16 protein-coding genes are annotated in these 22,797 nt (G+C 65.5%); 12 read left to right on the top strand and 4 right to left on the bottom strand.

The annotated features are described in order from the left end of the window. The first annotated feature begins 168 nt into the window (after positions 1-168). The 10 genes from MnOB_RS07140 (at position 169) to MnOB_RS07095 (ending at position 12,066) form a co-directional block, all read left to right on the top strand. Positions 169-1,296, top strand: a complete 1,128-nt coding sequence (locus MnOB_RS07140) for a CaiB/BaiF CoA transferase family protein (RefSeq protein WP_077523450.1) — start codon at positions 169-171, stop codon at positions 1,294-1,296. A 153-nt stretch (positions 1,297-1,449) separates the two neighbouring features. After that, positions 1,450-2,637: a lipid-transfer protein gene (locus MnOB_RS07135; RefSeq protein WP_077523448.1), complete on the top strand. Its 1,188-nt coding sequence runs from the start codon at positions 1,450-1,452 to the stop codon at positions 2,635-2,637. 59 nt (positions 2,638-2,696) lie between these two features. After that, complete coding sequence (locus MnOB_RS07130) at positions 2,697-3,137, top strand: MaoC family dehydratase N-terminal domain-containing protein (RefSeq protein WP_077523445.1); 441 nt, start codon at positions 2,697-2,699, stop codon at positions 3,135-3,137. Positions 3,138-3,147: 10 nt separating this feature from the next. Continuing rightward, positions 3,148-3,582 carry a MaoC family dehydratase gene (locus MnOB_RS07125; protein ID WP_077523443.1) on the top strand — a complete coding sequence of 145 codons (435 nt, stop codon included), beginning with the start codon at positions 3,148-3,150 and terminating at the stop codon, positions 3,580-3,582. A 46-nt stretch (positions 3,583-3,628) separates the two neighbouring features. Then, on the top strand, positions 3,629-4,459 hold the full coding sequence (locus MnOB_RS07120) for an SDR family NAD(P)-dependent oxidoreductase (protein WP_077523441.1): 831 nt from the start codon (positions 3,629-3,631) through the stop codon (positions 4,457-4,459). Positions 4,460-4,476: 17 nt separating this feature from the next. Then, positions 4,477-5,628 carry an acyl-CoA dehydrogenase family protein gene (locus tag MnOB_RS07115; protein WP_077523439.1) on the top strand — a complete coding sequence of 384 codons (1,152 nt, stop codon included), beginning with the start codon at positions 4,477-4,479 and terminating at the stop codon, positions 5,626-5,628. Between the two features lie 229 nt (positions 5,629-5,857). After that, complete coding sequence (locus MnOB_RS07110; protein ID WP_234358205.1) at positions 5,858-6,448, top strand: DUF2889 domain-containing protein; 591 nt, start codon at positions 5,858-5,860, stop codon at positions 6,446-6,448. A 32-nt stretch (positions 6,449-6,480) separates the two neighbouring features. Beyond that, entirely contained in the window at positions 6,481-8,049 is a 1,569-nt protein-coding gene (locus MnOB_RS07105; RefSeq protein WP_077523436.1) for a long-chain-fatty-acid--CoA ligase, read from the top strand. A gap of 133 nt (positions 8,050-8,182) precedes the next feature. Beyond that, complete coding sequence (locus MnOB_RS07100; protein WP_077523434.1) at positions 8,183-9,205, top strand: DUF1254 domain-containing protein; 1,023 nt, start codon at positions 8,183-8,185, stop codon at positions 9,203-9,205. A 185-nt stretch (positions 9,206-9,390) separates the two neighbouring features. Then, positions 9,391-12,066 carry a winged helix-turn-helix domain-containing protein gene (locus MnOB_RS07095; RefSeq protein ID WP_077523432.1) on the top strand — a complete coding sequence of 892 codons (2,676 nt, stop codon included), beginning with the start codon at positions 9,391-9,393 and terminating at the stop codon, positions 12,064-12,066. Positions 12,067-12,347: 281 nt separating this feature from the next. Here the strand turns inward: MnOB_RS07095 and MnOB_RS07090 are convergent, their stop codons facing one another. The 4 genes from MnOB_RS07090 to MnOB_RS07075 form a co-directional block, all read right to left on the bottom strand. After that, positions 12,348-13,124 (bottom strand): SDR family NAD(P)-dependent oxidoreductase, encoded by a 777-nt coding sequence (locus MnOB_RS07090; protein WP_077523430.1) that lies wholly within the window; start codon positions 13,122-13,124, stop codon positions 12,348-12,350. Then, positions 13,124-14,308: an acetyl-CoA C-acyltransferase gene (locus MnOB_RS07085; RefSeq protein WP_077523428.1), complete on the bottom strand. Its 1,185-nt coding sequence runs from the start codon at positions 14,306-14,308 to the stop codon at positions 13,124-13,126. Before MnOB_RS07085 ends, MnOB_RS07090 begins: the two co-directional genes overlap by 1 nt. Positions 14,309-14,370: 62 nt before the next feature. After that, entirely contained in the window at positions 14,371-16,482 is a 2,112-nt protein-coding gene (locus MnOB_RS07080; RefSeq protein WP_077523426.1) for a 3-hydroxyacyl-CoA dehydrogenase NAD-binding domain-containing protein, read from the bottom strand. A 38-nt stretch (positions 16,483-16,520) separates the two neighbouring features. Further along, positions 16,521-18,323 (bottom strand): acyl-CoA dehydrogenase, encoded by a 1,803-nt coding sequence (locus tag MnOB_RS07075; protein WP_077523424.1) that lies wholly within the window; start codon positions 18,321-18,323, stop codon positions 16,521-16,523. A gap of 246 nt (positions 18,324-18,569) precedes the next feature. Here MnOB_RS07075 and MnOB_RS07070 point away from each other — a divergent pair, with 246 nt between their 5' ends. Both MnOB_RS07070 and MnOB_RS07065 read left to right on the top strand, forming a co-directional pair. Next, entirely contained in the window at positions 18,570-19,712 is a 1,143-nt protein-coding gene (locus MnOB_RS07070) for an acyl-CoA dehydrogenase family protein (RefSeq protein ID WP_077523422.1), read from the top strand. Between the two features lie 257 nt (positions 19,713-19,969). After that, on the top strand, positions 19,970-22,651 hold the full coding sequence (locus MnOB_RS07065) for a winged helix-turn-helix domain-containing protein (protein ID WP_077523420.1): 2,682 nt from the start codon (positions 19,970-19,972) through the stop codon (positions 22,649-22,651). Positions 22,652-22,797: the final 146 nt, after the last annotated feature.

Below are 22,797 nucleotides of genomic sequence, written 5' to 3'. Positions count from 1 at the left end.
GCTACCGCCGGTGAAAAGTCCCCGATCCCTGAGATGAGGAGAAAAGCGGGGGCGAACTTCACTCGTTTGAGCGATAGGTGGGGGCGACCCCGCTGGCTAGCCTGTTGCCGATCGCGAGCCGTGACGGCGCGCCGACGACAAAGCCAATAACAATCAGAGAGACGAGACATGGCGGGACCACTGGCTGGGGTGAAGGTAGTCGAAATGAACGCGATCGGGCCCGCGCCCTTCGCCACCATGCTGCTGGCGGATATGGGGGCGGAAGTGATCCGCATCGACCGCCAGCAATCGGGATTCCTCAACGGCGATGACAGCGTGATCAGCCGGGGTCGCCGCAGCCTGGTGATCGACCCGCGCAAGCCAGGCGCCACCGAGGTGCTGCTGCAACTGATCGAAGGCGCCGACATTCTCGTCGAGGGCTTCCGTCCCGGCGTCATGGAGCGCCTGGGCCTCGGGCCCGACGTCTGCCAGGCGCGTAATCCGAAGCTGGTCTACGGCCGCATGACCGGCTGGGGGCAGACCGGCCCGTTGGCGCCGAGTGCCGGCCACGACCTCAACTACCTCGCCATCACTGGCGCGCTGCAGGCCATGGGGCACGCGGATCGCGAGCCGACGCCTCCTTTGCATCTGGCCGGCGACATGGGCGGTGGCGCGATGTTCCTGGCCTTCGGCGTGGTCTGCGCGCTGCTGGAAGCGCGTCGTTCGGGCAAGGGCCAGGTGGTGGACGCCGCCATCAGCGACGGCGCAGCGCTGCTCAGCACCATGTATTACGAGTTCAAGCAGAGTGGTGAGTGGCGCGGGCGCGGTGAAAACATCTTCGACGGCGGCGCACCTTTCTACGGCTGCTACACCTGCGCCGACGGACGCTTCATTTCCATCGGTTCCATCGAGCCGCAGTTCTACAAGCAACTGATGGAGCTCTGCCAGATCGACGATCCCCTGTTCAAGGCGCAGTGGGACCGGGAGCAGTGGCCCAAACAGCGCGAAAAACTGGAAGCGCTGTTCCTCACCCGTAGCCGCGATGAGTGGTGCCAACTGCTCGAAGGCACCGATGTCTGTTTCGCCCCCGTGCTCGACTTCAGCGAGGCCCCGACCCATCCGCACCACCAGGCGCGCGGCACCTTCACGGAGAGCGGCGGGGTGATTCACCCAGCACCGGCGCCACGTCTGAGCCGCACCCCCGCCGAGATTGGCCGGGTGGTGCGCAATGGTAAACACAGCGTGGAAATCCTCCGCGAACTGGGCCTGGACGAGGCACGTATCGCCGCACTGCGCGCGGCGGGCGCTATCGCCTGAGGGGAAAAGGGGTGGGGCATCCCCACTCCAAACCCACCCCTTTCCACCCCCGGTGAGCGGGGTACAGCAAGAAAGCGTTGCGCAACCATGACTCCAAGGCGCCCCCGGACAGACCGGTGAGCCCAGCCCCGTTAACCGACCGTGGAGAAAGAGATGTCCCAGAAAACCTTCGTTGCCGGCGTCGGCATGATCCAGTTCGCCAAGCCCGGCGCCAGTGGCAGCTACATCGAGATGGGCGCCCAGGCCGTGCGCCAGGCGCTGCAGGATGCTGGCATCGGCTACGAGCTGGTACAGCAGGCCTACGCGGGCTACGTCTACGGCGACTCCACCTGCGGCCAGTCGGCCCTGTACGAAGTCGGCATGACCGGCATCCCGGTGATCAACGTCAACAACAACTGCGCCAGCGGTTCCACTGCGCTGTACCTGGCTCGCCAGGCCGTTGAAAGCGGCGCGGTCGATTGCGCCCTGGCCTTTGGCTTCGAGCAGATGCAGCCGGGCGCACTGAAGAACTTCTGGACCGACCGTCCGCTGACCATGGGCAAGGGTTTCGATGCCTCCGCCGTGGCCTTCCCGGAAGGCGTTGGCATGCCCGGCGCGCTGATGTTCTTCGGCGGCGCCGGCCGCGAGCACATGCAGAAGTACGGCACCAAGATGGAAACCTTCGCGGCCATTCGCGCCAAGGCCAGCCGTCACGCTGCCAACAACCCGCTCGCCGTATTCAAGAAAGTCGTCACCACCGAAGAAGTGATGGCTGACCAAGTGGTCTGGGAAGGCGTCATGACCCGCCTGATGGCCTGCCCGCCGACCTGCGGCGGCGCTGCTGCAATCATCGTATCCGAGCGCTTCGCCAAGAAGCACGGCCTGCGCACCGACGTTAGCATCCTGGCCCAGGCCATGACCACCGATACCCCGGATGCCTTCGATCCGCCGTCGATGATCGACATCGTCGGTACTGGCATGACCCGTTCGGCGGCCTGGCAGGTCTACGAGAAAGCCGGCGTCGGTCCGGAGGACATCCGTGTCTGCGAACTGCACGACTGCTTCGCCCACAACGAGCTGCTGACCTATGAAGGCCTGGGCTTCTGCCCGGTCGGTGGTGGCGAGAAGTTCGTGATGGATGGCGACAACACCTACGGTGGCCAGGTGGTGGTCAACCCGTCCGGCGGCCTGCTCTCCAAGGGCCACCCGCTGGGCGCCACCGGCTTGGCCCAGTGCTACGAGCTGACCCACCAGCTGCGCGGCACTGCCGAAGCCCGCCAGGTGGAAGGCCTCAAGCATGCCCTGCAGCACAACCTGGGCCTGGGTGGCGCAGGCGTCGTGACCCTTTACGGTCGCGGCTGATCGATCTGCGGCGCGCGCCTTCGGGCGCGCCCCTTGTCAACGAACAGGAATCTATCGAAATGGCAGACAAGAGTCTGATCGGCCGTTCGCTCGGCATCACCACCTCCGAGGTGGAAAAGGGCCGCCTGCGCTTCTTCGCCAAGGCCATCGGCGAGACCGACCCCGTCTACACCGATGAGGAAGCGGCCAAGGCAGCGGGCTACAAGACCCTGCCGGTACCGCCCACCTTCCTGCTGTGCCTGGAAAGCGAAGGCCGCAATCCGCAGGCCATAGTCGAAGACATCATGGGCTTCGACCTCGGCCGCATCCTCCACGCCGAGCAGGAATTCGTGTACCACCGCATGGCTTTCGCCGGCGATGTGCTGACCTTCGATACGCGCGTTGCCGACGTGTACGAGAAGAAGGGCGGGGCCCTGCAATTCGTCGTCCAGGAGACCCGCATCACCAACCAGGACGGTGAGCACATCGCCGATCTTCGTTCGTCGCTCGTGCAGCGCTGAGGTACAGCCAATGACCCTTTCCCGCACCCATGGCCCCCAGTTCAGCGATGTGCAGGTCGGCGACGTGCTGCCGCTGCTCAAGCTGCGCCCGGTCGATCGCACCATGCTGGCCCTGTACGCCGGCGCCTCCGGTGACCACAACCAGATCCATATCGACATCGACTTCGCCCGCAAGGCGCGCGTCCCGGATGTCTTCGCCCACGGAATGCTGTCCGCCGCCTACCTCGGTCGCCTGCTGACCGGCTGGGTGCCGCAGCAGCAGATCCGCAAGTTCTCCATGCGCTTCGTCGGTATCACTCAGATCGGCCACATCCCGCATCTCACCGGGCGCATCGCCGAGAAGTTCGAGGCTGACGGCGAAAAGCGCGTGCGCCTGGAAATCCAGTGCGCCAACCAGTACGGCGAACCCAAGGTGGTCGGCGAAGCCGTAGTGGCGCTGGCCTGACGACCAATCCCTGCAAACAAAGCAATAAGAATCGAAGGTACGAACAATGAAAAAGCTCGAAGGTAAAGTCGCCCTGGTCACCGGTTCCGGCCGTGGCATCGGCCGCAGCGTCGCCCTGAAACTGGCCGCTGATGGCGCTCGCGTGGTGATCAATGACCTGGATGCCGGCCCGGCTGAAGAAGTGGTCGCGGAAATCCGCGCCGCTGGCGGCGAAGCCGTCGCCTGCGTGGGCAGCGTCACTGCCGTCGATTTTGCCGACCGCTTCGTGAAGACCGCGGTGGACAGCTACGGCGGCATCGACATCATCGTCAACAACGCCGGCTACACCTGGGACAACGTGATCCAGAAGATGAGCGACGAGCAGTGGTACGCCATCATCGACTGCCACCTGACCGCGCCGTTCCGCATCCTGCGCGCCGCCCAGCCGATCATCAGCGCCATGGCCAAGCAGGAGCTTGCCGAAGGCCGTGTGGTGAACCGCAAGGTGGTCAACATTTCCTCCATCGCCGCTGGCGGCAACGCGGGCCAGGCCAACTACTCGGCCGCCAAGGCCGGCATCCTCGGCATGACCAAGTCCCTGTCCAAGGAGTGGGGCCGTTACAACGTCAACGTCAACGCCGTTGCCTTCGGCCACATCGACACCCGCATGACCCAGGCCCTGGCCGGCGACGCCAGCAAGACCGTGAACATCGAAGGTCGCGAGATCAAGGTGGGTATCCAGCCCGCCGCCATCGCCGCCAGCAACCAGCTGTGCCCGCTGGGCCGCCCGGGTACCCCGGACGAAGCCGCCGGCTCGGTCTACCTGTTCTGCATCCCCGAATCCAACTTCGTCTCCGGCCAGGTCCTGGTCTGCGGCGGCGGTTTCGGCAACGTCTGACCTGGCGAGGAATCATCATGCGTGTAGAGAATTACGTTTCGCCCTGGGAAGACGCCGACCTGGTCGCCTTCCGTGACAGCATCCGTCGTTTCGTTCGCGAGCAACTGCTGCCCCATGAAGACAAATGGCGCGAGCAGAAGCGTTCGGACCGCAGCGCCTGGCTGGCCTGCGGCGAGATGGGCATGATCCTGCCGGACATGCCCTCCGAGTACGGCGGCGCCGATGGCACCCCGGCGCATTACGTCGTGGCCATGGAAGAGCTGACCTATGCCGGCTCCATGAGCATCGCCCTCAGCATCAACCACATCGTCGGCCACTACATCCTGGCCAGCGGTACCGAAGCGCAAAAGCGCCAGTGGCTGCCGAAGATCGCGTCCGGCGAGTGCATCACGTCCATCGCCATGACCGAGCCGGGCACCGGTTCCGACCTGCAGGGCGTGCGCACCCGTGCTGTGAAGCAGGGCGACAACTACGTCATCAACGGCTCGAAGACCTTCATCAGCAACGGCCAGAACAGCGACATGGTCGTGGTGATTGCCAAGACCGACATCGAGGCCAAGGGATCGCGCGGCATCTCGCTGTTCATCGTCGATACCGCCACGCCCGGCTTCCAGCGCGGCAAGTGCCTGGACAAGGTCGGCCTGCCTGGCCAGGACACCTCCGAGATGTTCTTCCAGGACTGCGTGGTTCCGGCGGACTGCCTGCTCGGCGGCGTCGAGGGCCAGGGCTTCATCCAGCTGATGCAACAGCTGCCCTACGAGCGTGCGGAAATCGGTATCCAGGCGGCTGCGGCCCTGGAGCGCGCGTTGGCGCTGACCGTCGAGTACACCAAGGAGCGCAAGGCGTTCGGCAAGTCGATCCTCGAATTCCAGAACACCCGCTTCACCCTGGCCGAGGTGAAAGCCACCGTGCTGGCTGCGCGCCTGTTCGCCGACCTGATCGTGCAGCGCTGGGTGGACGGCACCCTGGACACCACCCTGGCGTCCATGGGCAAGTTCTGGTTGACCGATCGCCAGGGCGAGGTGGTCGACACCTGCCTGCAGTTCTTCGGCGGCTTCGGTTACATGAACGAGTACCCCATTGCACGGATGTTCTCCGACTCCCGTGTGGCGCGCATCTACGGCGGCGCCAACGAGATCCAGCGCGAGCTGGTGGGACGTTCACTCTAAGGGGGGAGGGCGGTGCGGCGTTCATCCACGCGGGTGCCGCATCGCCACCACGGATGGGGCGACGGGTAGGGTGCGCCGTGCGCACCAAGGGTCGAGCGAGGCGCAGGAGTTGATCCGCCAATCGGTGCGCATGGCGCACCCTACGGTTGGGGTGACTGCAGGAGTTGCGCCGCGAATTCACAGGTTGGCCCCAGCCAAACGTAAACGTCTACTTCAGGAAGCAGCGCACATGCTCGAATCCATGCCGGAGAGACCCGGCCGCCGCCTGTTGCATACCCGCCGGGTCGACTGCACGGGCTACGTGCGAGAAGACGACCTGTTCGAATTCGAGGGTTGGTTGCTGGACACCAAGACCCACGATATCCAACTGTCCTCCAAGGCCGTTGCGGCCGGCGAGCCGGTACATGATCTGGGCTTGCGCCTGACCCTCGACCGGGGCCTGCTGATCCGCGCCGTAGAGGTGCTCAGCCGCACCGTGCCGAACCCGGCCTGCACGCAGGTCAACGCTGCCTATGCTGGATTGGTAGGGCTGAAGATCGGACCCGGCTTCAAGCGCCAGGTCGTCGAGCGGGTAGGCGGTGTCAGGGGTTGCACCCATCTCACCGAGCTGCTCGGCCCGCTGGCGACCACCGTGTTGCAGACCCTCTCGCTGATCCCTGCGGAAAACGACAGCTCGCTGGAGGTGCAGGCCAGGACCCGGGCCGAAGCCCAGCGCTGGGTGATCGGCACCTGCCACGTCTATCGCCCGGACGGCGAACTGGTCCGCAAGCTCTGGCCGGAAATCGCCAGTGCGCCCGCCCCGCATGCCGGGGCTGACTGATTTTCACCATAACAACAAGATTGGAGGCCCCGATGTACATCACCCAAGGCTTGCATCGCCATGTCCAGCAACGCCCCGACGCGGTCGCGATCCGCGAACTGGGCCGTAGCCTGACCTTTTCCCAGCTCGCCGACCGGGTTGCCCGCCTGGCGGGTGCCCTGAAACAGCTGGGCCTGGCCAGCGGCGACTGCATCGCCATGCTTTCGCGCAACTCGCAGCGCTACATCGAATACAGCCTGGGCGTGCCCTGGGCAGACGGTGTGCTCAACCCGGTGAACACCCGCTGGAGCGTGGCGGAGATCGTCTATTCCCTGGACGACTCCGGCTCGACCATGCTCATCGTCGACGACACCTTCAAGGACGTCGGCGCGGTCATTGCCGATCAGGCCAAGACCATCCGTCATCTCATCTATGCCGGCGACGGCGAGACCCCGGCGGGCATGCTGTCCTACGAAGCCTTGCTGGCGGAGGCGGAACCGGTGGAAGACGTGCGCCGTGGTGGTGATGCGCTACTGGGCATTTTCTACACCGGCGGCACCACCGGTTTCCCCAAAGGCGTGATGATCAGTCACAGCAACCTGGCGTTCGCCTCGATCTGCGCCCAGGTGAAGGGATTCTTCGGCCGCAACGCGGTGTTCATGCACGCGATGCCGATGTTCCACCTCGCCGATTTCTCGGCCATGTACGGACTGATGGTGTCCGGCGGCACCCACGTCATCCTGCCAGCCTTTACCGGTGAAGCGGCGCTGGACACCATCATCGCCGAGCGGGTCACCGATCTGATGCTGGCGCCGACCATGATCCAGATGATGCTGGATGCCCGCCAGGCGAACCCGGCCAAGGCCAATCTGGAACTGGGCACCATCCGGCACATCGTTTATGGCGCCTCGCCCATCTCCCCGGCCCTGTTGGATCGCGCCTGTGAAGCCTTCCCGGCCGCCGGCTTCTTCCAGGGCTACGGCATGACCGAACTGACCACCGGCGGCACCATGCTGGATGCCGAGTACCACTGCGCCGAGCACCAGGCCAGCGGCAAGATGTACTCGGCCGGCCGGGCGGTGACCTGCGTAGAGGTGAGAATCGTCGACGACCAGGGGCGCGAAGTGCCGCGCGGCACGGTCGGCGAGATCACCGTGCGTGGACCCAACGTCATGCTCGGCTACTGGAACCGGCCGGAAGCCACCGCCGAAGTCCTCAAGAACGGCTGGATGCACACCGGCGATGGCGGCTACATGGACAGCGAGGGCTTCGTCTACATCGTCGACCGCCTCAAGGACATGATCGTCAGCGGCGGCGAGAACATCTATTCGGCCGAAGTGGAAAACGCCATTGCCAGCCATCCGGGCGTCGCCCAGTGCGCCGCCATCGGTATTCCCTCGGACAAGTGGGGCGAGACGGTGCATGCAGTGATCGTGCTGAAGCCGGGCGTAACGGCCAGCGAGGAAGAAGTCGTCGCCCATTGCCGTGAGCGGATCGCCGGTTACAAGTGCCCGCGCAGCGTCGAGTTCCGTACGGCGATGCCGCTGTCCGGCGTCGGCAAGATCCTCAAGAACGAGCTGCGCAAGCCCTTCTGGGAAAACCGCGCGCGCAACGTCGGCTAATCGGATCGAGCCGCGCCTCCGGCGGCGGCTCAAGGAAGCATTCCAATATGAGCAAACAACCCGTTCTCATGGCTGCGGCCCTTTTTTCCGCCTTCCTGGCGCTGCCACACCGTAATTTGCGGAGGAAAACCCGATGAAGCATTCGATCAAGCTGACCGCTGCGTTGCTGCTGGCGTCCCTGGGCAGCGCGACCGCCCTGGCGGAAGACAGCGTTCACGTCAGCGTCGACAACTTCGCCCGCGCGGAGTCCGACATGTACTTCACCCGGATGGTGAACAAGGGCGGCTTCGGCAAGCTCAACCACAATCGCGCGCTGGCGCCCATCGACCAGCAGACGGTCGTGCGCCTCAACCGCGACACCCTGTATTCGTCAGGCGTGTTCGACCTCGACGCTGGCCCGGTGACTGTCACCTTGCCCGACGCAGGCACGCGCTTCATGTCCATGCAGGTGATCAGCGAGGAGCACTATGTCCCCAACGTTTTCTATGGAGCCGGGACGCATACCCTGACGCGCGACGGCGTCGGCACGCGCTATGCGGTGGTAGGGATCCGCACCTTGGTCGATCCCAATGATCCGAACGATGTCCAGCAGGTAAGCGCCCTGCAGGACCAGGTCCAGGTGCAGCAGGCAAACAGCGGTAAGTTCGAGGTGCCGAAGTGGGACCCCGAGAGCCAGAAGCGCGTGCGCGAGGCCCTGATTGCGCTCAACGCGACCCTGCCAAACCTGAAGGGCGCATTCGGCAGCAAGGACCAGGTCGAGCCGGTGCGTCACCTGATCGGTGCCGCTGCGGCCTGGGGTGGCAACCCCGACAAGGACGCCACCTACCTCAACGTCACGCCGGCCGCCAATGACGGTAAGACCGTCTACCGGCTCACGGTGCGCGATGTACCGGTCAAGGGTTTCTGGTCGATCAGCGTCTACAACGCCAAGGGCTACTTCGAAGCCAATCCCTACAACGCCTACACCCTGAACAGCATCACCTCGAAGAAGTCGGCAGACGGCTCGGTAACCGTGCAATTCGGCGGCTGCGACGGCAAGGTCGTCAACTGCCTGCCGGTGATGCCCGGCTGGAACTACATGGTTCGCCTTTATCGTCCCGGCCCCGAGGTACTGGATGGCTCCTGGAGCTTCCCGGAGGCCCGTCCGCTGAACTGACACCAGCGATCCGCGCGCGGCCATCTGGTCCTGGTCGCGCACCCTTGACCCACGACTCCAGCCGTGGGACCTGCTCCCGTCGGGAACAGGACAAAGCTTAATCCGTGGCACCGGTTGGGCCACCACTCGAATGGAGTGGTTGGCCCCACTCGCCACGGTTCGTTTCGATTCCGAGTTCCTTTGCCATGATTGCATCCGCCCCGTTGATCACTACCCGGTTCGCGCCACCGCGCATCAGCCCCCAGACCGTTTCCCGCGAGCAATTGCTGGAGAAGCTGCAACGCGGTCGCCATAGCCGCCTGCTGTTGGTGACCGGTGGGGCGGGGTTCGGCAAGACCACGCTGCTTGCCCAGTGGCGCCAGCAACTGATTAAGGAAGGGGCGCGGATCGCCTGGCTGTCCCTGACACCCGACGACGCCACGCTGGAGTCCTTCTGCGCCAGCCTGCTGGGGACGTTGCGTCAGGCCGGCTTACCGCTGGATGAGGACTTGCTGCTCCTGGCGGGCGCCGAAAACACCAGCCTTCAGACGATATCCGGGTTGCTGATCAATGCCCTGGCGAGGACCAGCGGCTCCCTCTACCTGATGCTCGACGACTTCCACCATGCCGTCGATCCGCGCACATCGGCGCTGGTGCAAGCGCTGCTGGATAGCCTGCCGCAAGATGTGCATCTGCTCCTGGCTTCGCGTACCACGCCGCCGCTCTTGCTGGGGCGCCTGCGGGGACTGGGCGAGCTGTGCGAGGTGGAGTGCAAGGAGTTGCCGTTCGATTTCCGCGAGACGGTGGCCTTCGTCAAGACACACCTGGATCAGGGGGTGGAGCTGGACGCCGTGCACGTGATCCATGAATTGACCCGCGGCTGGCCCATCGGTCTGCAGCTGATGTCCATCGCGCTCAAGGCCAATTCGAAGAAACCCATGCATGGCGCAGCCCTGCTGCACAACAGCTCGGGGTTGGTGGACTACCTGTCGGAAGACGTGATGGCGAACCTGCCGCCGGAACTGTTCGATTTCCTGCTGAAGATTTCCATCCTGCGCCGCTTCAACGCGGAGGTGGCGGCCTACCTGACCGATTCGCCGCAGGCGGCGGCGATGATCGCGTCCATCGAGGAGCGCAACCTGTTTATCCAGCCGGTGGACCTGGCGGGGCAGCAGCAGTGGTACCGACTGCATCCGCTGTTCGTGGAGTTCCTGGGCAAGCGCCTGCAGGAGAGCGGTGTGGATGTCCCGCGCCTCCATCGCCGAGCTGCCCAGTGGTTCGAGCAGGCCGGGCTGGTTCAGGACGCGTTGCGTCACGGTCTGCTCTGCGACGACTTCGACGTGATCGTCGGCCTGCTGGAGCGGGTGCAACCATCCACGCGCCGCGTGAGTCATCTCAGCCAGTTCATGCGCTGGCTGGAGCCGATTCCGCTGAATGTGCTGGCCGAACATCCCAGTCTGTTGCTGCAGGGCATTTGGGGCGCGGTGCTGACGGTTCTCACCAGCAAAGCGGAAACCTGGCTTGGTGTGGTGGAACGAGAGTCGCTGGGCGTGGGGCGGGCATCCCAGCTGGTGCTGCTCAAGGCTTCACTGGCCATGCACCGTGACGACGATACGACCTGCATGGCGCTGCTGGAGTCTATCGAGCACGAGCCGCTCGAGACACCCTTTCTGGAGCAGGTACGTATCGGCCTGACCCTCAGCGGCCTTGCCACGGCGGGGCGTCACGGCGAAGCCCGCAGTCTGTACCGGCAGCCCGCGGCACGCTGCCTGCGCAGCGACGACGAGATGGCCCTGATCGGCGTCATAGCCATGGCCTCGGCAAACTTCCTGGAGGGCAAGGTGCTCGAGGCGGAGCGCCTCTGCGCGCCGATCCTGGAACGAGCCGAAGCGTTGCATGGCCGGCGCTCGGTGAGCGCCTGCACCGCTGCTGTGGTGATGGCCGAGGCCTGCTACGAACTCGATCGCATCGAGGACGTCCACCAAGCCCTGGCGAACCGCCTGGACATCCTGCGCTTCTCCGCGCCGGTCTTCATGATCGGTGCCGCGCTCTGCCAGGCACGCCTGAAAAGCCTGCGGGAATCTCCCCGTTCCGCACTGGAGTATCTGGCCGAGAAGGAAGAACACTTCCGCAGCCTGGGCCTCGATCGTGGAATCGGCAGCATGCTGGCCGAGCAGTTGCGCCTCGTGCTGGCGTGCGGCGATTGGAGCCACGCCGAGACCTTGTTGGCCAAGCTCGACGACCTGGCGCGCAGCCATCGTGGCGCGACGCCGTGCGACGCGGAAATCATGACCTTGGCTGCCCTGGCCAAGGCGCGACTCTCCCTGGCGCGGTATCAGCCGGAGGCGGCCATGCAGGCGCTGGACATCGCCCACCGCTATGCCAGCGAGTTCGACAGGGGGCGCTGGCGCGTCCAGGTGGACCTGCTGCGCGCCTTTGCCCTGGACGCTCTGGAGCGTCACACGGAAGCACAGGAGCGACTGCACGCGGCACTCGCCTGCGGTTATCGTCTGGGGTTGGTAAGAACCTTCCTGGACGAGGGGGAACGCTTTCAGTCGATGCTCGATCAGCTTGAGCTGGACGAAGATTCCGTGTTGGGCGGGTACTGCCGGAGCCTGGACCGAAAGTCGCCGGTGGCCCGGTCCGAGCCGTCCGTTCCCCGGCCGACCAGTGCCCAGGCAAACCAGATGATGACCCGGCGCGAACTGGAAATCCTCGATCTGCTGGAACAGTCGATGTCCAACAAACGGATTGCGCTGGCGTTGAACCTGAGCTTGCAGACGGTGAAATGGAACCTGAAGAACATCTTCGCCAAGCTCGGCGTGTCCAGCCGTTACGACGCCATCATCGCGATGCGTAGGCGGCGGGAAGAGGGTTCCTGATTGGCGAGGGCAGGACTGCGTCCTGCTTGGCGAATGAATTCGCCCCTACAGGATTGCGCCGGAGGTGGGCCGAGCGTCACCCCTCGCCCTCTGGGAGAGGGGCCGGGGGTGAGGGAAGTTCCAGGCTGGCTGGGTGCCTCGCCATTTCGCGAATGAATTCGCTCCCACAGGGAATGTGCCGGAGGTGGGCCGGGAGTCACCCCTCTCCCGCGTGCGGGAGAGGGGCCGGGGGAGAGGGTTGGATCAGGCTGGTGCAATAGCCCGTAAGTGCCGTAAAGCCCCTACAAACTCCCCACCAATTGCCCACCATCCACCGCCAGCACCGCGCCAGACATGTAGGCCCCAGCTTCGCTGGCCAGCAGCAGGAAGGGCCCATCCAGCTCTTCCAGCCTGCCGAGGCGGCGCATAGGCACTGCCGAGCGGATGTAGGCCTCGCCTTTCTCGCTGTCGAAGTAGCCGTCGGTCATCTCGGTTGCGAAGTAACCCGGGGCGATGGCGTTGACGCGGATGTTGTAGCGCGCCAGTTCCAGCGCCAGGGACTTGGTCAGCTGGACCACGCCGGCCTTGGCCGTGCAGTAGTGGCTGTAGCCGGTGCCGACCCGCAGGCCGAGCATGGAGGCGATGTTGACGATGCTCCCCGGTCGCTCGGCGCGTGCCAGGCGTTGCGCCGCGCACTGGGCGACGCGCCAGACGCCGTCGAGGTTGGTCGCGAGCATGGCGCGCCATTCTTCCTCGCTGATTTCCAGCACGCGCAGGCCGCTGCCGATGCCGGCGTTGTTGAGCACCACATCCACCGGTCCGAAAACCACTTCGGCGGCATCGAAGGCGGCTTCCACGCTGGCGCGGTCCGTGACGTCCATGGCCACCGGCAGCGCCTGGCCGCCGTCACGGCGGATGGCATCGGCCAGCTGTTGCAAGCGCTCGACGCGACGCGCTGCCAGGACCACGCGCGCACCGGCACGGCCGGCTACGCGAGCAAGGTGGGCGCCGATACCACTGGAGGCGCCGGTGACCAGAACGGTGCGGCTGGCCAGGGAGAAGGGGGCGAAGACACTCATCAGAACACCTCGAACAGGCCAGCGGCACCCATGCCGCCGCCGACGCACATGGTTACCACGACGTATTTCACGCCGCGACGCTTGCCCTCCAGCAGGGCGTGGCCGACCATCCGCGCGCCGCTCATGCCATAGGGGTGGCCAATGGCGATAGCGCCGCCATTGACGTTGTAACGCTCGTTGTCGATGCCCAGCTTGTCGCGGCAGTAGATCGCCTGGCAGGCGAAGGCTTCGTTGAGCTCCCACAGGCCGATGTCGTCGACCTTCAGGCCGTGCTGCTTGAGCAGGCGAGGCACGGCCAGTACCGGGCCGATGCCCATTTCTTCCGGCGCCAGGCCAGTGACGGCCATACCACGGTAGGCGCCCAGGGGTTCCAGGTTGCGTTGCTCGGCCAGGCGGCCGTCCATCAGCACGCAGGCGCTGGCGCCGTCGGACAGCTGGCTGGCGTTGCCGGCGGTGATGCAGCCGCCGGCGATAACCGGCTTGAGGCGGGCCAGGTCTTCGAGGACGGTCTGCGGACGGTTGCCATCGTCCTGGGCGAGGGTCACGTCTTCGAAGCTGATGGCGCCGCTGGCCTTGTCGACCACCTGGCGGGTGACGGTCACCGGAACGATCTCGCCCTCGAACAGCCCGGCGCTCTGGGCCGCAGCAGTGCGCTGCTGGGACTGCAGGGAGTAGGCATCCTGGGCCTCGCGACTGATGCCGTAGCGCTCGGCCACCAGCTCGGCGGTCTGCAGCATGGGCATGTAGGCATGGGGCACATGGTTGATGACCTGGGTGTCGTGGTACTCGCCCACCCACTCCATGTGACGGTTCTGCACCAGGCTGATGTGCTCCTGGCCGGCGCCGATGGTTACGGCCATGCCGTCGACCACGATCTGCTTGGCGGCGGTGGCGATGGCCATCAGGCCCGAAGCGCACTGCCGGTCGAGGGTCTGGCCGCTGACGGAAATCGGCAGGCCGGCGGCCAGCACGCTCATGCGGCCGAGGTTCCAGCCGGCGGTACCGGCCGGCATGCCGGTGCCCATCACGAGGTCCTCGATCTCGCCGCTATCGATACCGGCGCGCTCGACGGCGGCGCGAATGGCGAATGCGGACAGGCTGGGAGCGGTGGTCGCGTTGAAGGCACCGCGAAACGCCTTGCCGATGGGCGTGCGTGCGGTGGAGAGGATGACGGCTTCTTTCATGGTCGTGTCCAGTTGGGAGTAGGGGCGGGCACCGATAGGAATCGGCCGCCCGCCGGTTGCAATCAGATGCGCTCGATGCGGGTCTTGCCGGCGGCCACCAGACGCTGCAGCAGAGGCGCCGGCTGGAACCACATCTCGCCGTATTCGCCGAGGGACTGGCGGAAGTGGTTGATGCCGGCCAGCACCTTGTCCAGGCCGAGCTGTTCCGCGTAGTGCATCGGGCCGCCCAGGTGGGCCGGGAAGCCATAGCCGTTGATCCATACCAGATCGATGTCGCCGGCGCGCAGGGCGATGCCTTCGTCCAGCAACTGGATGCCCTCGTTGATCAGCATGAACAGGCAGCGGTCGTGGATTTCCTGCTCGCTGATGGGGCGACGCGCTACGTGCAGCTCGCCGGCCAGGCGCTCGGCCAGTGCGACGACTTCGTAGTCATCCTGGCGATTGCGCCCTTCGTAGGCGTAGAAGCCGCGACCGGTCTTCTGGCCGTAGCGGCCCCGGGCATAGAGCTCGTCGCCGAGGCGGCAGTAGCTGTCGTCATGGGCGAAAGCGGCGCGATTGGAGTCGCGCACCAGGAAGTTCACATCGACGCCGGCCAGGTCGAGCATGCTGAACACGCCCATGTTCAGGTCGAGGCCGGTGAGCACGCCATCGACCTGGGCTGGAGTCGCGCCTTCCAGCACCAGGCGATGGGCTTCGCGGGCATAGGGTTCGAGCATGCGGTTGCCAATGAAGCCGAAGCAGACGCCGGATACCACGGGCATCTTGCCGATGGTGCGGCCCATCTTCAGCGTGGTGGCCAGCACGTCCGCTGCGGTTTTCCGCCCACGCACCACTTCCAGCAAGCGCATGACGTTGGCCGGGCTGAAGAAGTGCAGACCGATCACATCCTGCGGACGGGAGGTCACGGCGGCGATCCGGTCGACGTCCAGCGACGAGGTATTGGTGGCGAGGATGGCGCCGGGTTTGCACACCCGGTCCAGGGCGCGGAAGACCTCCTGCTTGATCTCCATCTTTTCGAACACCGCTTCGATCACCAGGTCGGCGTCGGCCAGGTCGGCATAGTCGAGCGTGCCGCCGAGCAGGGTCATGCGCTGTTCCAGCCGGGCCTGGGTCAGCTTGCCGCGCTTGACGCTGATCTCGTAGTTGTTGCGGATCTGCGCCAGACCACGATCCAGGGCCTCGCCCTGGCGTTCCAGCAAGGTCACAGGAATGCCGGCATTGGCGAAGTTCATGGCAATGCCGCCGCCCATGGTGCCGGCACCGATCACCGCGACCTTGCGGATCGGACGGAGCTGGATGTCGCTATCGATGTCGGGAATCCGTCCGGCCTCGCGCTCGGCGAAGAACACATGGCGCAGGGCCTTGGACTGGATCGAGGCTTCGGCCTGCTTGAACAGCGCCACTTCGCGGGCCAGGCCTTCCTCCAGCGGCAGCAGGCAGGCGGCTTCCACTGCGGACAGCACCAGGCGGGGCGCCAGGCGGCTCTTCCAGCGCGGCTCGTTGTCCTGGCGGAAGCGCGCGAGGAAGTCCTCGGGCAGGCCTTCGGCGGGTGCCGGGAAGGGAGCGGCGGGCCGCGCGGGTGACTGGCTGGCAACCAGTTCATGGGCATAGGCGCGGGCCTCGTCGAGCAAGGTTTCCGAACTTGCCGAAAGCCGGTCGAGGATGCCCAGGCTACGGGCGCTTTCGGCACCGACCGGGGCGCCCGAGAGCATCATGTCGAGTGCCGCCTCGGCACCGATCAGGCGCGGCAGGCGCTGGGTGCCACCGGCACCGGGAAGCAGGCCGAGGTTGATTTCCGGCAGCCCGACGCGGGTGGCAGGTTCGCCAATGCGGTAGCCGCAGGCCAGCGCCAGTTCCAGGCCACCGCCGAGGGCGAGTTTGCCGATGGCGGCCACCAGCGGCTTGTCCAGTTGCGTGAGGCGCAGGAGCAGGGAGGGCAGATCGGGCGCGGCGAAGGACGCATCACTGCCGAATTCGCTGATGTCGGCACCGGCGCTGAACAGACCGTTGGCGCCATGGAGGACGAGCGCCTTCACCGAAGGATCGGCTACCGCGCGCTCGCAGGCTTCGAGAACAGCGGCGCGCAGGGGCTGGCCAAGGGCATTGACCGGCGAGCGGACGAGGCCGATCAGGGCCAGGTTGTCTTCAACCTGATAGGTAACCAGGGCGTTCATGGTGGCTCCTTGTAAAGGGTTGGAAGTCGGAAGACAGATCAGAACCAGTGGTCCTGCATGTCGAAGCTGCTGCGGTTGCCGGCGATCAACAGGCGCGCCTGGGCTTCGACGGCTGCCAGTTCCCAGTCGATGAAGTAGCGGGCCGCCTGGAGCTTGCCGAGGTAGAAGTCCGCCTCGCTGCCCGTCGCGCCGGTGTCGAGGGCACGGCTCGCGACCAGCGCCATGCGCAGCCACAGCCAGCCCACCAGCACGCGGCCGAACAGGTCGAGATAGGCGGTGGCATTGGCCAGGCCGAGGTTGGTGTCGGCGGCCACCTGGTCGAGCAGGCTTTCGGTGACTTCCTGCAGGCGGTCCAGGGCGCCCGCCAGCACGAAGGCGAGTGGGGCGCAGCGGCCGTCGTGAGCGGCCTCGTTCAAGGTGCCACGCACGCGCGACAGGAACAGGCGATAGCCGGCGCCGCCGTTCTGTTGCAGCTTGCGACCGAGCAGATCGAGGCCGTGGATGCCTTCGGTGCCTTCGTGGATGGGGTTCAGGCGGTTGTCGCGGTAGTACTGCTCAAGCGGGTACTCGCGGATATAGCCCGATCCGCCAAGCACCTGGATGCCGATGTCCGAGGCCATCACGCAGTACTTCGACGGGTAGGACTTGACCATGGGAATCAGCAGGTCCAGCAATTCCCCGGCTTCGCGCCGCTGGCTGTCTTCGGGCGCGGTGTGGGCATCTTCGAACAGGCTGCTCGCGTACAGGCACAGCGCGAGGCTGCCTTCGGCGTAGACCTTCTGTTGCAGGAGCATGCGGCGCACATCGGCGTGCTCGACGATGCGCACCTGCGGAGCCAGCGGGTCCTTGGCGCCCGGCAGGCGGCCCTGGGGCCGCTCGCGGGCATAGTCCAGGGCGTGAATGAAGCTCTGATAGGCCAGCGCCGAAGCACCGAGGGCCACGCCGATGCGCGCCTCGTTCATCATCTGGAACATGTACGACAGGCCCTTGTTGGCCTCGCCCACCAGGTAGCCGACAGCGCCGTCTTTTTCGCCGAAGCTGAGCACGGTGGAGGTGGTGTTGCGGTAGCCGTGCTTGTGCAGCAGGCCGGCCAGGGCTACGTCGTTGCGTGCACCCAGGCTGCCGTCTTCGTTGACCAGGAACTTCGGCACGAGGAACAGGGAAATGCCACGGGTGCCTGCCGGCGCGCCTTCGATGCGGGCCAGCACCATGTGCACGATGTTGTCGGTCAGCGAGTGGTCGCCGCCGGAGATGAACATCTTCTGGCCGTGAATGCGGTAGCTGCCATCGGCGGCCGGGCGGGCGCTGGTGCGCAAGTCACCCAGGGCCGAACCCTGGCCGGGCTCGGTCAGGGCCATGGTGCCGCTGAAACGGCCATCGAGCATGGACGGCAGGAAGCGTTCGCGCAGTGCATCGCCGGCAAAGCTCTTGACCAGGTTGGCGGCGCCGATGGTCAGGAACGAATAGGCCACCGTGGCGATGTTGGCGGCGTTGAAGTAGGCCATGCTGGCCCGCAGGATGACCTCCGGCAGCTGCAGGCCACCGTCTTCGGCATCGTGGTGGGCGGCGAGGAAACCGGCCTGGGCGAAGGCGTCCCAGGCGACCTTGGTTTCCGGAATGAGGGTCACCTTTTCCCCGTCGAAGGTCGGCTCATTGGCGTCGCCCTTCTGGTTGTGCGGGGCGAAGTATTCGGCGGCGACACCGCGCGCGGTTTCCAGCGTGGCGTCGAATACGGCGCGATCATGATCCGCATAGCGGGGGCGCTGCAGCAGGGCTTCGGTATCGAGCAGCTCATAGAGCTGGAAGCTCAGTTCGCGTTCGTTCAGGAGCGAATCGGTCATCTCGTTCTCTTGTACTTTCTGGCCGACGGGCGGCCGGGGGAGTGGGCTTTGCCAGTAAATCGAAATGCCGACGAGGTCGCCCCCACCCTTATGGAGTGGGAGCGGACGAGGTCCACGAACGCTCGACTGATTCGCCTGCGCCTACCCGCTTGGAGGGGGCACGAGTGCCTGGAGCCGCCCTAAGGTGGCGAGAAGGGTTCTGACCGATCGGCGCCCGCATAGCCAACCGCATCCAGGGGTATATCCATGATTCCGCGCACCCTCTTCGATCATGAGCATGAAGAGTTCCGTAGTACCGTCCGCCGTTTCCTGGCGGAGGAGTGCACGCCGTTCCATGAGCAGTGGGAGGAAGATCACCTCGTCCCCCGCGAGATCTGGAAGCGCGCCGGCGAGCTGGGCATGCTCAATGCCACCACGCCGGAGGCCTATGGCGGCCTGGGCCTGGACCGGCGCTTCTCGATGATCGCGGTGGAAGAGGTGGCCCGCGCCGGGCTCTCCGGCCTGAACGGCTTCAACGTGCACGACATCTGCGCCGGCTACCTGATCAACTTCGGCACCGAAGCGCAGAAACACCAGTGGCTGTTGAAAATGGCCAATGGCGAAGCCATCGCCGCCGTGGCCATGACCGAGCCCGACACCGGTTCCGACCTGCAGGCGGTCAAGACCCGGGCGGTTCTGGACGGCGACGAGTACGTCATCAACGGCGCCAAGACCTTTATTTCCAACGGCACCAACAGCGACATCATCGTGGTGGTCGCCAAGACCGGGAACAGCGGCAAGGGCTCGCGGGATATCTCGCTGATCCTGGTGGAGGCCGACCGACCTGGCGTCAGCAAGTCCAAGCCGTTGCGCAAGGTCGGCCTGCACGCCCAGGACACCACCATGGTGTTCTTCGAGGACGTCCGCGTGCCCAAGGCCAATATCCTCGGCGGCGAGCCCGGCCAGGGCTTCTACCAACTGATGAAGGAACTGGCCTGGGAGCGCCTGAGCATCGGCATCCTGGCCATCGCAGCGAGCCAGGCGGTGCTGGAACAGACCGTCGACTACACCCGCGAGCGCAAGGTGTTCGGCAAACCGATCATCGAGTTCCAGAACTCGCGCTTCAAGCTGGCTGATATCAAGACCGAGATCGTTCTGGGCCAAACCTATGTCGATCGCTGCATGGAGCTGCTGCTGGAGCACGAATTGACACCGGAGGCCGCAGCGGCGGCCAAGCTCTGGTGCACCGAGCTGTACTCAAAGGTCGTCGACCAGTGCGTGCAGTTGCACGGCGGCAACGGTTACATGCTCGAATACCCGGTCGCCCGGCATTACCTCGACAGCCGCGTCAACCGCATCTACGGCGGTGCCAACGACATCATGCGCGAGCTGGTGGCGCGAACCCTCTGATCCGCTCCGGCGGTCCCGCCCTGGTACCGCCGTCCCACCCCCTCGGTTCGAGGGGGCGGCCCCCTCGCTTTCCCCGCCACCATCTGTTGCAGAAAAGGTCGCCCAAATGCCCGGAAACAAGGCGGCTACTGACCTGAGGCTAAGCTTCAGGTAAAAACCGGCTTACCACCTGGCCGTACCTACCCTGATTCCAACCCGCGCATGCCTGTCCGCTGCGTTTTGGTAGGCCATTTGCGAATCGGAGACCCGGTCTGGACATGCACACAGACAAACTGCTCGTATCGACGAAGTTCGCACCACCACGCATCGGCACCCAGACCATCCAGCGCCAGCGTCTGCTGGAGGAACTGCAGCGGATGGCGCACTGCCGCGTCGGCCTGGTCACCGGCAGTCCGGGCTTCGGCAAGACCACCCTGCTGGCGCAGTGGCGGCAGGAGATGATGCGTTCCGGGGCGGACGTGGCCTGGCTGTCGCTGAGCACCGACGACAAGCATCTGGCGATTTTCTTCGCTTACCTGCGCGGCGCTCTGCAGCGCTTGGGGATTCCGCTGGACAGCGGCATTCCCCCGGAAGGCACGCGGCCGGAATTCATCGATGGCGTAGTGGCGGCCATCGTCGAAGGCGCCGCCAGCATCAACAAAGAGCTGTTCCTGGTCATCGACGACTACCAGCATGTGGTGGACCCGCGCTCCCACCAGCTCGTGCAGAAGCTGCTGGATCACAGCCCCGACAACCTGCATTTCGTGATTTCGTCCCGTGTCGGCCCGCCGCTCAGCTTCAGCCGCCTGCGCCTCAGTGGTCAGCTGGTGGAGCTGGACTGCGCCGCACTGCCATTCGATCTGGCGGAAACCCATGCCTTCCTCGAACAGGGCCTGGCCACGGTGAAACTCAGCCCGGAGGAGTTGCACCAGATCCACCAGCTCACCAGCGGCTGGCCGGCCACGCTGCAGCTGGTGGTCATCCTGCTGCGCAGTGACCCCGCTGCGCGGGACACTCTGCGGGAAATGGGCTGGCGTTCCGACGACCTGCAGAGCTACCTGGCCGAGAACGTCATGGCCCATCTGCCCGCCGACCTGGCGTCATTCATGGAGGACGTGAGCATCCTGCGGCGCTTCAATGCCTCATTGGCGGAAGCGGTGACCGGATGCGCATCGGCGCAGGCCATGCTCAAGCGGCTGGATGAGGAGAACCTGCTGATCTTCCGCGTCGAAGCCGATGACCGCCAACCCTGGTACCGCTTCCATGCGCTGTTCGGCGACTTCCTCGCGACACGGCTGCTGCGTCGCGACCGCGAGTCCCAGGACCAACTGCACCGTCGCGCCGCGCGCTGGTTCGCCGAGCGCAAGCTGCTGGCCGAGGCGGTGCGCCATGCAACCCAGGCGGGCGACCTGGACTTCGCCGCGCAATTGGTCGAAGGGGCGGCCCCTGCCACCTGGAGTCTCGATCAGTTGAGCCCGCTGCTGCGCCTGTTGGACCAGTTGCCGCAGGACATCCTGTTTTCCCGGCCGCGGCTGTTCTTCCTCGGCTGCCTGGCCTACGCGCTGACCGCCCGGCCGGCCAAGGCCGAAGCCTGGATGGAGCAGTTCAAGCGCAGTGGCGCGGCCCAGCAGGCCGACGAGGCTTATCGCCTGCCGCTGGTGCAGGCGGCGATTGAGGTTCAGCGCGATCGCAGCGAGCCGATCATCGGCCTGCTGGAAGACTTCCACGCCTTGCCGGACGACTACACCGTGACCCGCTACGGCGCGCCGGCGCTGCTGGCCATCGCCTATTCGGCGGCGGGAAGACACGAAGATGCGCTGCGCTGCCTGGACGAAAATCCCATTCCCGAAGCTGAGCGGGATGCGGAAATGGCCCTGGTGGCCGAAGGGGCGAGAACCACCTGCTACCTGCAGGAAGGCCGTATCCGCGAGGCGGAGCGCGTCGGTTCGGCGCAACTTGCCCGTTCCGTGGCCGTCCACGGTCACCGGTCCGCCAGCGCCTACCTGGGAGCGGCGACCCTGGCCGAGGTCTATCGCGAACTGGATCGGACCGACGAGGCGCGGGAAATCCTCGCCAATCGCAGTGGCCTGCTGCAGTGGACGATGCCCGACACCATGCTGCATGCCACCCTCTGCCGCGCTCGCCTGGACCTGCTACAGGATTCCGCAGCGGTGGCCATGGCCTTCCTCGAACGTCAGGAGCGCCACTTCCGCAGCATTGGCCAGGACCGCGCGCTGGCGCAGTGCCTCACCGAGCAGTCACGCATCGCCCTGCTGGAGAATGACCGTACCTACGCCGCCGAACGGGTCGCCAAACTGGAACCACTGGCGCTGCAATACCGGGATGCCCAGGGTTTTCAGGCGGAAGTCCCGGCGTTGGCGGCGATGGCGCGTGCGCGCCTGCTGCTGGCTACCAATTACCCGGACAAGGCCCTGGCGGACCTGGAAATCCTGCGCGGGTACGCCACCCGTTTCCGTCGCGGCCAACTGCTCGTCACCGGCCAATTGCTGATGGCCATCGCCCACTCCGATCTGCTGCAACCGGAGCAAGCTGAAGAACACCTGCTCGAAGCACTGGCACTGGGCTGCCAACTGGGGCTGGTGCGTACCTTCCTCGATGAGGGTGAGGTGCTGCGCAAGTTGCTGGCGGCCCTGGCGAGCAAGCCGCTGGCCGAAGAGGAAGGTGCCTACCTGGCACAGCTGCTGGAACGCTTCGGACCAGGCCGCGTGGGCCATGCCAGCGAATCCGCCACCAGCAGCGCACCGTCGATGCTGACGCCGCGCGAAGTGGCCATCCTGGAGTTGATCAGCCAGGCGATGTCGAACAAGCGTGTGGCGCTGACCCTGAACATTTCGCTGGAAACGGTGAAGTGGAACCTGAAGAACATCTACGTGAAGCTGGGCGTCTCCAGCCGCTATGACGCAGTGTCCTGGGCGCGCAAGCACGGGCTGATCGAATAAGCGCACGCCACAGTCCTGCCGTAGGGTGGATGACGCTCTTTTCATCCACCATCGGTGTCCAGTCGAGCCTTCGATGGTGGACCGGTGAAGCGTGGTCCAGCCTACGGTCGATGCCCACCTTCAGCTCAGCACCCTGTAGGAGCGAA

Origin of the sequence: Metapseudomonas resinovorans (genome assembly GCF_002003485.1) — a bacterium.
Lineage (GTDB): Bacteria > Pseudomonadota > Gammaproteobacteria > Pseudomonadales > Pseudomonadaceae > Metapseudomonas > Metapseudomonas resinovorans_D.
The sequence above is the reverse complement of the archived record's forward strand: the minus strand, read 5'-3'. Positions and strand labels throughout refer to the sequence as shown.

Coding starts and splice junctions, on each gene's coding strand:
- MnOB_RS07140 (WP_077523450.1), top strand. CDS start 169: ATGGCGGGACCACTGGCTGGGGTGAAGGTAGTCGAAATGAACGCGATC.
- MnOB_RS07135 (WP_077523448.1), top strand. CDS start 1,450: ATGTCCCAGAAAACCTTCGTTGCCGGCGTCGGCATGATCCAGTTCGCC.
- MnOB_RS07130 (WP_077523445.1), top strand. CDS start 2,697: ATGGCAGACAAGAGTCTGATCGGCCGTTCGCTCGGCATCACCACCTCC.
- MnOB_RS07125 (WP_077523443.1), top strand. CDS start 3,148: ATGACCCTTTCCCGCACCCATGGCCCCCAGTTCAGCGATGTGCAGGTC.
- MnOB_RS07120 (WP_077523441.1), top strand. CDS start 3,629: ATGAAAAAGCTCGAAGGTAAAGTCGCCCTGGTCACCGGTTCCGGCCGT.
- MnOB_RS07115 (WP_077523439.1), top strand. CDS start 4,477: ATGCGTGTAGAGAATTACGTTTCGCCCTGGGAAGACGCCGACCTGGTC.
- MnOB_RS07110 (WP_234358205.1), top strand. CDS start 5,858: ATGCTCGAATCCATGCCGGAGAGACCCGGCCGCCGCCTGTTGCATACC.
- MnOB_RS07105 (WP_077523436.1), top strand. CDS start 6,481: ATGTACATCACCCAAGGCTTGCATCGCCATGTCCAGCAACGCCCCGAC.
- MnOB_RS07100 (WP_077523434.1), top strand. CDS start 8,183: ATGAAGCATTCGATCAAGCTGACCGCTGCGTTGCTGCTGGCGTCCCTG.
- MnOB_RS07095 (WP_077523432.1), top strand. CDS start 9,391: ATGATTGCATCCGCCCCGTTGATCACTACCCGGTTCGCGCCACCGCGC.
- MnOB_RS07090 (WP_077523430.1), bottom strand. CDS start 13,124: ATGAGTGTCTTCGCCCCCTTCTCCCTGGCCAGCCGCACCGTTCTGGTC.
- MnOB_RS07085 (WP_077523428.1), bottom strand. CDS start 14,308: ATGAAAGAAGCCGTCATCCTCTCCACCGCACGCACGCCCATCGGCAAG.
- MnOB_RS07080 (WP_077523426.1), bottom strand. CDS start 16,482: ATGAACGCCCTGGTTACCTATCAGGTTGAAGACAACCTGGCCCTGATC.
- MnOB_RS07075 (WP_077523424.1), bottom strand. CDS start 18,323: ATGACCGATTCGCTCCTGAACGAACGCGAACTGAGCTTCCAGCTCTAT.
- MnOB_RS07070 (WP_077523422.1), top strand. CDS start 18,570: ATGATTCCGCGCACCCTCTTCGATCATGAGCATGAAGAGTTCCGTAGT.
- MnOB_RS07065 (WP_077523420.1), top strand. CDS start 19,970: ATGCACACAGACAAACTGCTCGTATCGACGAAGTTCGCACCACCACGC.